Below are 14,869 nucleotides of genomic sequence, written 5' to 3'. Positions count from 1 at the left end.
TAAGAGTATCAAAAAATTTAAAAAAATAGTATTTCGTACCTTACTGGGTATAATTCTACTTTTGCTGTTACTCGGCATTGCTCTTTCACTGCCTTTTGTTCAAACCAAAATAGCACATTACGTTACCGAAACCTTAAACGAAGATTATGGAACAGACATTAATGTTGACCAGGTTGCAATCTCCATTTTTGGTGGTGTAAAACTGAAAACGGTACTCATTAGGGACCATCACAAAGATACCCTGATTTATGCCAATTCGATTAAGACCAATATTTTAAGTTTTAAAAAACTGAAATCAGGAGATTTGATTTTTGGAGACATCTATGCAGACAGGCTGTTTTTTAATCTTAAAAACTACAAAGGAGAAGAAGAGTCCAATATCAATGTTTTTGTCGGACTGTTTGATACCGGTAAAAAATCACATAAGCCGTTCCAGCTAAATGCTGATAATATCTATCTGTCTAAGAGCCATTTCAAGATTACAAACGAAAATGCGATTACCAAAACCAGCGTTGATTTTACTAAAATGGATGCCAGTGTACGTAAGTTTAAGATTTACGGAAGCGATATTACCACGGAAATACGAAAGCTGGCCTTTCAAGACCACAGAGGCCTCTATGTTAAAGACCTGACAGGAAAATTCAGCTATTCAAAAGAAAGCATTCTTTTAAAAGAACTGACGCTTCTGACGAAAGAATCCAACCTGAAAGGAAATGTGGTATTGACCTACAAAGAAGGCGGGCTTGCTGATTTTGTCAACAAAGTTCACTTTGATGTAGATGTGGATTCTGCCTCAATTTCCACAAACGACCTGAATCATTTCTACGGTGAATTCGGGAAAAACAAGAAATTTAATTTTTCGACCATCCTGGCCGGGACGATGAATGATTTCTTTACCCGCAATTTAAAGCTGATTGTAGACAACCATTCCCAGATTATTGGAGATATTAATTTCAAAAACCTTTTTAATCCGGATAAAGATGCATTTCTTATTCGTGGAGATTTTAAAAAGCTGTCATCGGATTATGCCAACCTGAAATCGATATTGCCAAGAATATTAGGAGAAAAACTTCCTTCTTCATTAGAATATCTTGGAGATTTTGATATTACGGGTAATGCACAAATCACCCATTCTGATGTAAAAGCAGACATTTACCTGACAACTTCTATTGGAGAGCTTGCGGCAGATTTACAGTTGTATGATATTGATAATATTGACAATGCTTCTTACAAAGGAAATATAAACTTTGAAAAATTCAATATAGGAAGATTTTTGCGACAGAAAGATTTTGGCCCTGTAACATTGGATTTGGAAGTAGCCGGAAAAGGATTCACGCGAAAATTTTTGGATACAAAAGTGAGCGGGAAAATTTATAGCCTGAATTTTAAAAAATACGATTATAAAAATATAGAAGTTGACGGAACGTTTAAAAATCCGTTGTTTCAGGGAAAGGTTGTCGTAAATGATGAAAACCTGAAAATGGATTTCAAAGGATTGCTTGATTTGAGCAAATCGGAAAACCATTATGATTTCCATGCCCTGATTGATTATGCGGATTTAAACAAACTCAATCTTGTAAAAAGAGATTCCATTTCACTTTTTAAGGGCGATGTAACCATGCAGATTACCGGAAACAGTATCGATAATATGTACGGTGACATTTTTATTTCACAGACTTCTTACCAAAACCAAAAAGACATCTATTTCTTCGATGATTTTACAATCCAGTCCCGTTTTGACGAAAACAGGGTTCGTACAATTGCAATTAATTCGCCTGATATTATTAAAGGACAGATTGTAGGGAAATATGAATTCAGACAGGTACCTAAAATTATTGAAAATGCAATAGGTAGCCTGTATACCAATTACAAACCCAATAAGGTAAAACCCGGACAGTTTTTAGATTTTAATCTTTCCGTTTACAATAAACTGATTGAAGTTTTCCTGCCGGAAGTATCTATTGGGACAAATACTGTGGTTTCAGGAAAAATGACTTCCGACTCGAATCAGTTTAAGATGAATTTCGATTCGCCTGAGATTAAGGCTTACGGAAATTATTTTGATAAGGTTTCTTTGGAAATAGACAACCAGAACCCGCTGTATAATGCCTATATCGAAATGGACAGCATTAAGACCAAGCGTTATAAAATTTCAAATTTCAGTACGATTAACGTTAAGCTTGAAGACACGCTCTTTTTCAGAACCGAATTTAAAGGCGGAAATGAAAGTAAAGACTTTTACAACCTGAACGTTTACCACACGATTGACGAAAAGAATAACAACGTTGTCGGTATTAAGAAGTCTGAAGTCAATATCAAGGACTATATGTGGTTCCTGAATGAAAATGATGCCAACGACAACAAAATTGTTTTTGATAAGAAGTTTAAGAATTTCTCTATCGAAAACATTTTGATGACGCATAACAACCAAAAGATTGAGTTGGGAGGCATTATTCGCGATAGTACTTACAAGGATTTGAAGTTAAGCTTCAGGGAAGTAAGCCTTGGCAAATTATTGCCCGAAATGGATAGCCTGCGTATTGAAGGAAAACTAAACGGTGAAATTGATTTTAAACAGAACAAGGCAATCTATCAACCGGCTTCAACGATTACAGTCGATAGTCTGAACGTGAACGAGATTGCTTTGGGTAATCTTTCGGTTCAGATTCAGGGAAATGAAAACCTGAACAGGTTTAGCGTAAACTCCGTATTGGAAAATGATAATGTTGAGAACTTCATAATCACGGGAGATATAGGCATATTGAACAAGCAGACGCTTTTTGATCTGGACTTCAAATTCAACAAATTCAATCTTGGTGCGTTGAGTCCGTTGGGCGGTAATGTCATTTCGAGGATTCGCGGATTTGCTACGGGTAATGCCAATTTTGTCGGGACACTAAAAGAACCGCAAATTAACGGAAGGCTTTTCCTGGATGAAGTTGGGCTCAAAGTACCTTATCTGAATGTCGATTATGAATTTGACGAACGTTCCATTGTTGATTTAACGGAGAACCAATTCCGCTTTAATGATGCAAGGATGACCGATACCAAATACAAAACAAAAGGATATCTGACTGGAAGCATCAAGCATCAAAATTTCAAAAAGTGGGTACTCGACCTTAACATACAATCTGACCGATTATTGGCACTGGACACCAAAGATTCTGATGATGCCATGTATTTTGGTACTGCTTTTATTGCCGGACGGGCTTCTATAAAAGGACCTACCAATGGATTGTTGATTACGGTGGATGCGGAATCCAAACAAGGAACCAGTATTAAGATTCCTATAAATTCGGCAGCAGGAGTAGGGAACAATACTTTTATCACATTCCTGAGCCCGAAAGAAAAATACAATCTGGAAAAAGGTATAGTTGAAAAGGTTATAAACAATTCAGGACTGGAATTGCAGTTTGATTTAAAAATCACACCCGAAGCAGAAATAGAAATTATTATTGATAGAAATACCGGACATGCCCTGAAAGGGAATGGTGACGGTACGATGCGACTTGAAATCAGTACTCTGGGTAAATTCAATATGTGGGGTGACTTCCAGGTTAGGGAAGGAGAATACAATTTCAAATACGGAGGAATTATTGATAAGAAATTCCAGGTAAAAAAGGGAAGTTCTATTTCATGGGATGGTGACCCTTTACGAGCCCGTCTGAACATTGATGCCATTTACAAAACCCAGGCCAATCCGGCTGTTTTGCAGGATAATGCCTCCTTTAACCGAAAAGTTCCGGTTGAAGTAGTAATCGGATTGACCGGAAACCTGATGAATCCTGACCCTGACTTTACGATTAATTTCCCTACGGTAAGTTCTGTATTGAAATCGGAATTGCAGGTAAAATTGGATGATAAGGATACCCGTGTCAACCAGGCACTTTCGCTTTTGGGTACAGGAAACTTCCTGAGTTCGGAAAACGCAGGAACGGCAGTATACGGAAGCTTGTTTGAAAGAGCCAGCGGTTTGTTTAACGATTTGTTCCAGGATGAAGACGGTAAATTTACCGTTGCTTTGGATTATCAGATGGCAGACCGTACGCCAACAGCAGAAACCAGCAGCCAGTTCGGGATTGCCATAACCACACAAATTAACGAAAGGATTTCTATTGACGGAAAAGTGGGTGTGCCTGTGGGTGGTGTGAACCAATCCGTAATTGTGGGTAATGTAGAAGTGAAATACAGGGTAAATGATGACGGAACTCTAAATTTAAGAGTATTTAACCGTGAAAATGACATTAACTATATAGGAGAAGGAATTGGCTATACCCAAGGACTTGGGGTTTCCTATGAAGTCGATTTTGATACTCTGAAAGAATTATGGTATAAGATTTTCAATATCAAAACCAAAGAAGAAAAAGAAAATACTTCAACAGACCATATGCCGGATTCGGACCTTTCGCCTGATTTTATCCAATGGACACAGGACCGAAGAAAGAAAGCCGATACGCAAAAGACTGAAAAACAAAAAACGGAACAGCCAAAAGTTCCGGATATGGATTAACACTAAATACTGTTTATGAACTTTGCGGTTCTGCGTCTTTGCGTGAAAATAATTGCTCGCAAAGGCGCAGAGCCGCAAATAAGTTTATAGAAATAAGTCCCTGTAATGGATTAATCTTTATCAACTTGGCGATTTTTACCCTATAATTTACAAAAATTACCAACTTTACAGCAACGAAAATAAAAACTTATCAACGAAATCGATTGAAATTCTAATTGTTTCCTAAATTATTAAAAACCCTATTCTTAAAGTAATATTTGTTTGCTAATTTTACAGTATTAACAGCAAATAAATGTCAAAAACAATAAAAAAAATCGGCGTATTGACATCTGGAGGTGATTCTCCGGGAATGAATGCCGCTATCCGTTCGGTCGTTAGAACCTGCGCTTATCATAACATTGAATGTATCGGAATCTACAGAGGATATCAAGGTATGATAGAAGGCGATTTTAAAGAAATGGGACCTCGAAGCGTAAACAATATCATTAATAAAGGAGGAACAATTTTAAAGTCTGCCCGTTCTAAAGAATTCATGACGGAAGAAGGCAGAAAGAAAGCCCACAGCAATTTGTCGGCTGCAGGAGTAGAGGCTTTGGTTGTCATTGGTGGCGACGGAAGCTTTACAGGAGGACTTGTTTTCAATAAAGAATATGGTTTTCCAATAATCGGAATTCCGGGAACTATAGACAATGATATTTTCGGAACAACCCATACATTAGGATATGACACGGCTTTGAATACTGTAGTAGAAGCCATCGATAAAATCAGAGATACAGCGAGTTCCCACAACCGACTTTTCTTTGTAGAGGTGATGGGGCGTGATGCAGGACATATTGCCTTGAATGCAGGTATTGGTGCCGGAGCTGAAGAAATATTAATTCCGGAGGAAGATCTTGGACTGGACCGCCTATTGGAATCGTTGCGTAAAAGCAAACTGTCAGGAAAATCTTCCAGTATTGTAGTTATTGCAGAAGGTGACAAAATAGGCAAAAATGTTTTCGAACTTAAAGACTATGTTGAAGAAAACATGCCTGAATATGATGTTCGCGTATCTGTTTTAGGACACATGCAGCGAGGTGGTGCGCCTTCCTGTTTTGACCGCGTTCTGGCAAGCCGTTTAGGTGTAAAAGCCGTTGAATCGATTCTTGATGGAAAAAGCAACTATATGGTTGGACTTTTGAATGACAAGATTGAATTGACTCCTTTAGAACAGGCTATCAAAGGGCATTCACAAATCGACAGGGAATTGTTGAGAGTATCAGACATTATGACGACTTAATTATTTGGTCGCAAATTCCCATCAAAAACAGTAAAATAAACAAATATATAAATTGGCTGAAAGCGTGCCGCTTGAAGCCCTAAGCAAGTAGAAAAAATGTCAAAAGTAAAATTAGGAATAAACGGTTTCGGAAGAATTGGTAGAATCGTTTTCAGAGAAACCATAAATAGAGATAACGTAGAAGTAGTAGCCATTAACGACTTGTTAGATGTTGAACACCTGGCTTACCTTTTAAAATATGATTCTGTACACGGACGTTTTGCAGGAAAAGTTGAAGTAAAAGACGGAAAGCTTTTTGTAAATGACAGACTGATTCGTGTAACAGCAGAAAAAGACCCGTCTGTATTGAAATGGGATGAAGTGGGAGTAGATGTGGTAGCAGAATGTACCGGAATTTTCACAACTCTTGAAAAAGCCAATGAGCATATCAAAGGTGGAGCTAAAAAAGTTGTAATCTCTGCGCCATCTGCAGATGCTCCAATGTTTGTTATGGGAGTAAACCATACAAAAGCTACAGCGGCAGATACGATTGTTTCCAATGCTTCCTGTACAACAAACTGTTTGGCTCCATTGGCAAAAGTAATCAACGACAATTTTGGAATTGTTGAAGGATTGATGACAACGGTTCACGCTACAACAGCAACACAATTAACGGTTGATGGTCCTTCACGCAAGGATTTCCGTGGTGGAAGAGCAGCTCTTTTAAATATTATCCCGGCTTCTACAGGTGCTGCAAAAGCTGTAGGTAAAGTAATTCCGGAATTGAACGGAAAATTGACAGGTATGTCCATGCGTGTTCCAAATGCTGACGTTTCTGTAGTAGATTTAACCGTAAAACTTCAAAAAGAAACTACTTATGAGGATATCATGAAAGTATTGAAAAATGCTTCTGAAACAGACTATAAAGGCATTATCGGTTATACGGAAGACGACGTGGTTTCACAGGATTTTATCTCTGATTCCCGTACTTCTATCGTAGATGCTAAAGCCGGAATCGGATTAAATTCGACCTTCTTTAAGCTTGTTTCCTGGTATGATAACGAATACGGATACTCAAGCAAACTGATTGATTTATCTGTACACATCGCGCAATTGTAATTAATAATTAAAAGGTCCCGTCATTTTTGCTATTGGCGGGACTTTTTTATTTTCAAAACGGGGGGCTACTATTCCCCAACCATTTTTTCCTTACTTTAGTTTTTTTAAATCTTTCAGTCCGGATTTTGGTGTAAGAATTTATAAAATTAGGTAAGATAATAGGAAGCTGTTTTCAGGCTTCTGCAAATATTAAACAAACTAACAAACCATAAATGAAATTATTAGTAGACAGTGGGTCAACAAAAGCAGACTGGATTGCTTTGGATGATAATGGCAATAAGTTGTTCACCACACAATCTTTAGGGTTAAATCCTGAAGTTTTGGATAAAAAAGAAGTTATTGAACGTCTGGAAGACCGTTTCGATATCTATCATAACAGAAAGGACGTAACCCATCTTTTTTTCTATGGAGCCGGATGTGGCACAGACCGTATGAAAAATTCGCTTGCAGAAACGTTCAGGGAATTTTTTCCTCATGCGGAAGTATCAGTTAAAGAAGATACCTATGCGGCAGCCTATGCTACCAATCCAACTAATGAAAAAGCAATCATATCTATTTTGGGAACGGGTTCCAATTGCAGTTATTTTGACGGGGAAGAGCTTCACCAAAAAATACAGTCGCTGGGTTATATTGCTATGGATGATTGCAGTGGTAATCGTTTTGGAAGGGATTTGATACGAGCCTATTATTTTGGCAAAATGCCGAAACACCTGGCTTCTCTTTTCGAAAAAGAATATGACTTGGACCCGGATGTAATCAAAAACCATTTATACAAACAGGCCAATCCAAATGCTTATTTGGCAACGTTTGCTAAATTTCTTATTCAGCATAAGGATGATGAGTTCATACAGAAGCTGGTATTCGAGGCAATGCAGGTTTTTGTAGACAATTATATTACCCAATTTGAAGATTGCCGTGAGGTACCGGTTCATTTTGTAGGTTCAATCGCTTTTTACCTGAAAGACGAACTAAAACAAGTACTTGATAAAAATGGTCTTAGGCTGGGCAATGTTTTAAGAAGGCCAATCGACGGACTGATAGAATACCACAAGATTAACTAATCGTAATAACAAAAAAGCCGACTTATTTGAAGTCGGCTTTTTTGTATTATAAAAATAGAAGTAATCTATTAGCTACTTAATCTATAGCAAAAATTATTTCATAGCAATCATTGAAATTTCAACATTCACGCCTTTTGGCAGTCCTGCAACCTGAACGGTTTCTCTTGCAGGAGCTGTTTTTTCATCAAAATAACTTCCGTAAACACCATTGATTTTTGCAAAATTATTCATGTCCATAATGAAAATGGACGTTTTTATTACGTTTTCAAAAGTCATTCCTGCTTCCTCCAGAACAGCTTTCATGTTTTCCATTACTTGCCTGGTTTCAGTTTCAATATCCTCTAAAACCAATTCACCTGTTTGTGGATTGATAGCAATCTGTCCTGAGGTAAAAAGTGTATTGCCAAATGCTACAGCCTGATTGTATGGCCCTATTGGAGCAGGAGCTTTTTCGGTAAAAATTATTTTTTTCATAAATTATTTTAATTAACGTAGTCTTCTGTCTGGTTGTCTTCTCTTATCCCACTTGATGTCGCTCAACACGGACGATTTGATTCCGATGAAGAATCCCCATGAAGTATAATCTCCAATTGGAATCCAGTTAAAATCCATCCTCCAGCTTAATAAATCTCTTTCAAAACGAAGTTGGGTAAAGGTAACGCCTTTCTGTACAAAATCATAACCGGTTGATATTCCCACTTTCCATCGGGGTGTCAGGTCAACATTTCCGGAAATCATCACAGAATTGTTTGTTATTTCATTCTGTCGGCTGGAATTGTTATACGTCAGGGAATAGGCCAGAGTCATGTTCCAGGGAAGTAAAGCATGATAAAATCGTGTCTTTTTTTCTGCCTTTTCGGTATCTTCATCATTAAATTGGCTCTGTCTGTTGTCGCCCAGGTCTCTTGCGGTTCCAAACAAGTCATCCTCACGTCCTCCGTTTCTTAATCCCTGGTTTTTCAAAGGGTCAGACCTGTCATTTTCATTTGTACCATCCGTACTCGAGAAAGAATAATTGATGGTAATATTGGCACTTGACAGTCGAAATAAACTTCCTCCGTTGTCAATATTGAACCTGTCGATTCTTCGGTTGGCATTATCCAATGCATAAGGGTCAAGGGTAGCTGCAAAGTTAATGTTCATTTTTTCCTTGAACAATGCCGTACCTCCACTCACACGCAATGGAGCCAATTTAAGGGAATCGGCTGTCATATCATAGGAAGTCGAGAAGTTCAGGTTGTTCAGCAACATAATCTTTTTAGGTTCAGTTTTGGTACTGTCCTTATCGGTCACCTTTGCTTCAAAAGTGTTGCTTAAACTGAATCCGATGTTGTTCGAAATATTTTTGCCGGGAGCACCGTAAATTCCTCCTTCAAACCGGCTGTATTCTTTTAGCATAGTTCCGGTTCCGTCCGGGTCATAAGTATCGTAATATTTAGCAAAACTTGGTGTATAGCTGTAAGAAACCGAAGGTCTCATGACGTGACGGATGGCCTGAATCTTTTTGTTTTCACCTAAATTAAACGTACCATAAATTGTCGTACCAATACTGGAAGAGAAATTATAGGTTCTGAATGCATCAAAACCGCGAACATCAAAATTTTCTACCTTTTGTGATACCGGATTGAATCGTTTTTCAATGGTTTTCATATACCAGACCTCATTATAGGTTCCTCCGGCAGATACGCTGAAATGCTTAAATACCTTGAAGTTGGTGTTAACCGGAATTGTATGTTGGAAACCAACACGTGCATCCCTGAACATTTGAGGTTTGAAAAACAACGAATCTTTAGTTGTAATCTGATTTTGGGCATTCAGGTTGTACTGAATGTTCAGGTTTTTGATAAGGCCTCTTTTGTTTTCATTTTCAGAAGCAAAAGGAAATATCCTGTCCACACTTCCCTGAAATGTTGGAAGGGTCATGTTGATAGTTTCCGTCTGAGTATTTTGGGAATGTGTAGCCGTAACAGACATATTCACCTGCGGAACCGAATTAAAAGTTCTGGAGTAAGAAACAGAGGAACTTAGCGTATTATTTAATGCAGAACCTACGTTAGCCTGGTTCATCGATTGTTGGTAATATTTACTACTTCCAAGGTTTACAGAGGCAGAAAATCGGGAATTCGGATTAGACTTTGCATCTTGTGAATGTGTCCACTGAATATTGTACTGCGTAGCCTTGGTATAGTCTGGAAAACCTCTCTCACTTTGGATTTGGTTTTCAAAACGAACGTTTACGTTACCCCGGAATTTGTATCGCTTTGCATAACTCGATTCAAAACGCATGGCATAACTTCCGTTAGTATAGTAATCACCAAGTACGGCCAGGTCATAATTATCAGAAAGGGCAAGATAGAGACCTCCGTTCTGCAATGCAAAACCCTGCCTGTTTGTATTGTTGGGAGAGGGAAGTATCAAACCGGATGTTCCTTTGTTAGACATAGGAAAAAAGGCAAAAGGAATTCCCAAAGGAGTTGGGACATCGGCAATAACCATATTTGTAAGTCCAACTACAACCTTTTTGCCGGGTACCAATTTTAGTTTTCGGGCTAAAAAGTAGTATTCCGGATCGTCAATATTTTTAGAGGTAGTTATCCTGGCATTTTTGATGAAATAAACAGAATCGTTTTCTTTTTTTGTAACCTCTCCTTTAATATTCAAATCACCCTGAGCCGATCTGGAGTTCCATACCAGCGCTTTTTTTGTAATGGTGTTGAAACGGATGGAATCGGGTTCAATAACATTCGTACCCTGTTTAAAAACAGGTCTTTGCGTGTAATTTCCTGCTGAATCTTTAATCCTTCCGGCATAGACTTCGTTCTTTTCATAATCCATAACGATTATTCCTGCCTTAAGCTCAAAATCCTGATAATACAGTTCCGCTTTGTTATAAAGGGTAAGCTGTTTTTTCTTTTGATCCATTTTTTCATAGTCAACAGCCTTACGCTTTACTCTGCTTTCCAGGAAAGTTTTCTTGGGCTTGATAGTATCTTGCGCAGTAGTATCAGCAGATTTAGTAATATCTGACAAGCTGACTGAGACGGAATCTTTTTTTGTATTTGGCTGTTTTTCAGCAGCTATTGAGGTAGATTTGTTTTTTCCTTCCTGAGAATAAGTTTCTGCAGTTCCTAATGTTAGGAAAATTGCTGATAAAACGATATGAAATAAGTTTGTGCGCAAAGGTTTAAATACTATTTTTGTAAAAATATGGCTTAATTTTTGACGTGCCAAACTTACATATATTTTTCATCAAAAATAAAGAAATATCAAAATTATAGCCATAGCATTTTTATTAAAATTAACTTTAGCAACATATGTACATCTGTAATAAATTCAAACGTTCACTCGCTGTATTAACCTGTATTGTATCTTTTGCTGCTTTTGGTCAATCAGGTGATAAATTTAAAGTAGTTCTTGATGCCGGACATGGTGCGAAAGATTTTGGAGCTGTAAAGAATGGTTTTGTTGAAAAGAACATAGCACTTGCTGTTGCTTTAAAGGTAGGAAGATTACTTGACAAACAGCCTAGTGTTGATGTTGTATATACAAGAAGTACAGATGTATTTATAGAACTTGTTGAACGTGCCAATATTGCTAATAGGGCAAATGCTGATTTATTTGTTTCGATTCACTGTAACTCCAATCCAAATTCTGAAGCTTTCGGAACAGAGACTTACGTTATGGGTCTTACAAAGGTAAAATCAAACCTTGAAGTGGCTAAAAATGAAAACGAGGTAATCACCCTGGAAGCAGATTATAAAGTAAAATATGCCGGCTATGATCCTAAATCGCCGGAATCTCTAATAGGTATTACATTAATACAGGAAGAGCATCTTGATCAGAGCATTGCTGTGGCAAGTAAAATTCAGGATAATTTTACACAACAGCTAAGCCGTAAGAGCAGAGGAGTAAAACAGGCCCCATTTATGGTATTGCATAAAACTTCAATGCCTAGTATTTTGATTGAAATGGGATTTTTATCGAATAAAACAGAAGGACAATATCTTAACTCTGAAGAAGGACAAAATGAAATTGCAAAAGCCATAGCAGATGCAATTATGGGCTATAAGAAAGAATATTACGGAGGAACTTCTATAGAAAACAAGATTGATAAAGAAGCGCTAAAAGTAGAAAGACCAAAAGAAATGGCATCTACGGCAAAGAAAGACAGTGCCAAAACTCCGGTTACCAAAGCTCCGGAACCTAAAAAAAACGAAGCAAAGACTCCGGTTGCTGAAACTAAAACAGATTCAAAAGGTGTATTGTTTAAAGTACAGATTTCTGCAAGTGGTACAAAACTGGATTTGGTTCCAAGCAATTTTAAAGGGTTGGAAAATATTTCGATGATTTCTGAAGGAAACCTTTATAAATATATGTATGGCGAAACCAGTGATTATGAAAAAGCAAAAGAACTGGTACAGGAAGCCAAATCAAGAGGATTTACCTCGTCCTACCTCATAGCCTTTAAAAACGGCAAAAAAGTAAGCATCCAGGAAGCATTAAAATAACTTGTTGGAGAAACGTTTGAAATTATTTAATTAAATTTGTTTAAAAACACCAGAGCTTTGAAAATATCAAGAGAAGTCAAGACCGCTATTTTAGTAATTTCCTCAATATTATTATTTATTTGGGGATATAGTTTTTTAAAAGGGAGAGACCTTTTTAACGATTACAAGACATTCTATGCCGTGTATGACGAAGTAGAAGGATTGGCACCATCTGCACCCATAACTATTAATGGTTTGGCCGTGGGTAAAGTCAATAGTATTACCTTAAATGAAAATGGGAAATTATTGGTAGAACTTCAGGTGAAAACCGATTTTCCTATTTCCAAATCAAGCGTTGCTAAAATCTACGAGCCAAGTTTTATTGGAGGAAAAAGTATTGCTATTATTCCAAACTTTAAAGATCCTGTAGAAGCAGAGAACGGACAGATGCTTTTAACAGATATAAAACCGGGCATGCTTTCCTCAATAGGCGATAAGCTTTCGCCTTTGCAAGAAAAAGTGGAAAAAACAGTAGTTTCTGCTGATAGCCTCTTAGTAAATATCAATAATATCTTTGACAAAAAGACACAACAAAACCTACAGGCATCTATTGCTGAATTAGCAGCAACTATGAAAGAGTTCAGTCAGGCAGCCAAAGGAGTCAATTCATTAATAGCAGACAATAAGTCAAAAATTGATAATACTTTCACAAACCTGGATCATACATCGACAAATTTCTCTAAGCTTTCCGATTCAATTGCCCAGGCTAATTTAGGACAGGCTGTGAAAAAACTGGAGAAATCACTGGCCAATGTTGATAACATCATTAATGATGTACAGTCAGGAAAAGGTTCTTTGGGAAAACTGCTTAAAGATGAAGGAATGTATAACAATCTGGAAGGTGCGTCATTGGAGCTAAAACAATTGCTTGCCGACCTGAAAAACAACCCGAAGCGTTACGTACATTTCTCTGTTTTCGGAAAAAAAGCAACGCCTTATGTTGAGCCTAAAACAGAAATAAAAAAGGTAAAAGATACTATTAAAAACTAAGAAAGCAGAATGGGCTATATCGATAATATATTATTTGCGGTTTTACTGGCTGTTGGTTTTGGATTTTTCATATCAAACGTAAAAAAACTTATCCGTAACATCAAGCTGGGGCAAGATGTTGATCGTTCAGATAATAAAGGTGAACGATGGGCCAATATGGCCAGGGTGGCTTTAGGGCAGTCCAAAATGGTCAAACGTCCAATAGCTGCAATACTTCATATAATCGTTTATGTCGGGTTCATTATCATCAATATAGAACTTTTGGAAATTATTATTGATGGACTTTTCGGAACGCATAGAGTTTTTGCTTTTATGGGTACCGCTTATAATGTATTGATAGGGGCTTTTGAAATACTGGCTATTTTAGTTTTGGTTGCCGTAATTACTTTTTTGGTAAGAAGGAACATTATCAAACTTAAGCGATTTATCCATAACGATTTGAAAGGTTGGCCAAAAAGCGATGCCAATTATATCCTTTATTTTGAAATCGTATTGATGGCTCTTTTCTTATTGATGAATGCCGCTGATTTTACATTACAACAAAGAGGAGCACCTCATTTTATTCAAGCAGGGTCGTTTCCTGTCAGCCAGTTTGTAGCACCTGTATTCAATAGTATAAGCACAGAAACGCTTCTTATCTTGGAAAGAGTTTTCTGGTGGATGCACATTGCAGGTATCTTAATCTTCATGAACTACCTTTATTTTTCAAAGCACCTTCATATTCTTTTGGCTTTCCCAAATACTTATTTTGCAGATTTGAATCCGCTGGGGAAATTTGACAATCTGGAATCGGTAACTAAGGAAGTTAAATTGATGATGGACCCGAACGCAGACCCGTTTGCTGCTCCGGCAGGCGATGCTGACGCAGCTCCTGCAAAATTTGGAGCAAGCGATGTTCAGGATTTAAACTGGGTGCAACTCCTAAATGCCTATACCTGTACGGAATGTGGTCGTTGTACTTCTTCCTGTCCGGCAAATATTACGGGCAAAAAGCTGTCACCTAGAAAAATCATGATGGATACGCGTGACAGATTGGAAGAAGTTGGAAAGAATATCGATGCCAATAAAGGAGTTTTTGTGGCAGACAATAAAACATTACTGAACGATTATATTACTCCGGAAGAACTTTGGGCGTGTACGAGCTGTAATGCTTGTGTTGAAGAATGTCCGGTTAATATCAGCCCGTTATCCATCATTATGGATATGCGACGTTATCTGGTAATGGAACAAAGTGCGGCTCCAATGTCATTAAATGCTATGATGACCAATGTCGAAAACAATGGAGCTCCGTGGCAGTACAGTCAGCAGGACAGGCTGAACTGGAAAAATGAAAATTGATAGGTAAAATATTTGAATAATCTTCCATGAATTAACTAGGATTGCA

9 protein-coding genes are annotated in these 14,869 nt (G+C 37.6%); 7 read left to right on the top strand and 2 right to left on the bottom strand.

The genetic code is table 11. The features are described from left to right. The first annotated feature begins 61 nt into the window (after positions 1–61). The 4 genes from B0G92_RS13735 to B0G92_RS13720 all read left to right on the top strand — a co-directional run bounded on the left by B0G92_RS13735 (position 62) and on the right by B0G92_RS13720 (position 7,948). A complete protein-coding gene (locus B0G92_RS13735; protein ID WP_101472642.1) occupies positions 62–4,510 on the top strand; it encodes a translocation/assembly module TamB domain-containing protein in 4,449 nt (1,482 codons plus the stop codon). A gap of 292 nt (positions 4,511–4,802) precedes the next feature. Next, entirely contained in the window at positions 4,803–5,789 is a 987-nt protein-coding gene (gene pfkA / locus B0G92_RS13730; RefSeq protein WP_056073362.1) for a 6-phosphofructokinase, read from the top strand. A gap of 96 nt (positions 5,790–5,885) precedes the next feature. Continuing rightward, positions 5,886–6,887 (top strand): type I glyceraldehyde-3-phosphate dehydrogenase, encoded by a 1,002-nt coding sequence (gap, locus tag B0G92_RS13725; RefSeq protein ID WP_056073365.1) that lies wholly within the window; start codon positions 5,886–5,888, stop codon positions 6,885–6,887. A 212-nt stretch (positions 6,888–7,099) separates the two neighbouring features. Continuing rightward, the gene (locus B0G92_RS13720; RefSeq protein WP_056073368.1) at positions 7,100–7,948 is read left to right on the top strand and encodes a BadF/BadG/BcrA/BcrD ATPase family protein; all 849 of its coding nucleotides are present in this window, start codon (positions 7,100–7,102) and stop codon (positions 7,946–7,948) included. Positions 7,949–8,041: 93 nt separating this feature from the next. Here B0G92_RS13720 and B0G92_RS13715 read toward each other — a convergent pair whose 3' ends face one another. Beyond that, positions 8,042–8,422, bottom strand: coding sequence for a RidA family protein (locus B0G92_RS13715; protein ID WP_056073371.1), 381 nt, complete (start codon positions 8,420–8,422; stop codon positions 8,042–8,044). Between the two features lie 12 nt (positions 8,423–8,434). Continuing rightward, entirely contained in the window at positions 8,435–11,128 is a 2,694-nt protein-coding gene (locus tag B0G92_RS13710; protein ID WP_375153606.1) for a putative LPS assembly protein LptD, read from the bottom strand. A 134-nt stretch (positions 11,129–11,262) separates the two neighbouring features. Here B0G92_RS13710 and B0G92_RS13705 point away from each other — a divergent pair, with 134 nt between their 5' ends. The 3 genes from B0G92_RS13705 to B0G92_RS13695 are packed head-to-tail and all read left to right on the top strand — an operon-like array spanning position 11,263 to position 14,823. Beyond that, the gene (locus B0G92_RS13705; RefSeq protein ID WP_101472640.1) at positions 11,263–12,456 is read left to right on the top strand and encodes an N-acetylmuramoyl-L-alanine amidase family protein; all 1,194 of its coding nucleotides are present in this window, start codon (positions 11,263–11,265) and stop codon (positions 12,454–12,456) included. Between the two features lie 57 nt (positions 12,457–12,513). Then, entirely contained in the window at positions 12,514–13,485 is a 972-nt protein-coding gene (locus B0G92_RS13700; RefSeq protein WP_101472719.1) for an MlaD family protein, read from the top strand. A 9-nt stretch (positions 13,486–13,494) separates the two neighbouring features. Beyond that, complete coding sequence (locus B0G92_RS13695; protein WP_101472639.1) at positions 13,495–14,823, top strand: 4Fe-4S dicluster domain-containing protein; 1,329 nt, start codon at positions 13,495–13,497, stop codon at positions 14,821–14,823. Positions 14,824–14,869 lie beyond the last annotated feature (46 nt).

The organism is Flavobacterium lindanitolerans (assembly GCF_002846575.1).
In the GTDB taxonomy this organism is placed as follows: domain Bacteria; phylum Bacteroidota; class Bacteroidia; order Flavobacteriales; family Flavobacteriaceae; genus Flavobacterium; species Flavobacterium lindanitolerans.
Note: the sequence above shows the minus strand (reverse complement) of the source record. Positions and strands in the feature narration are given on the sequence as shown.

Bases quoted from the DNA above. Each gene is read 5' to 3' on its own strand.
- pfkA (WP_056073362.1), top strand. From the start codon at position 4,803: ATGTCAAAAACAATAAAAAAAATCGGCGTATTGACATCTGGAGGTGAT.
- gap (WP_056073365.1), top strand. From the start codon at position 5,886: ATGTCAAAAGTAAAATTAGGAATAAACGGTTTCGGAAGAATTGGTAGA.
- B0G92_RS13720 (WP_056073368.1), top strand. From the start codon at position 7,100: ATGAAATTATTAGTAGACAGTGGGTCAACAAAAGCAGACTGGATTGCT.
- B0G92_RS13715 (WP_056073371.1), bottom strand. From the start codon at position 8,422: ATGAAAAAAATAATTTTTACCGAAAAAGCTCCTGCTCCAATAGGGCCA.
- B0G92_RS13705 (WP_101472640.1), top strand. From the start codon at position 11,263: ATGTACATCTGTAATAAATTCAAACGTTCACTCGCTGTATTAACCTGT.
- B0G92_RS13695 (WP_101472639.1), top strand. From the start codon at position 13,495: ATGGGCTATATCGATAATATATTATTTGCGGTTTTACTGGCTGTTGGT.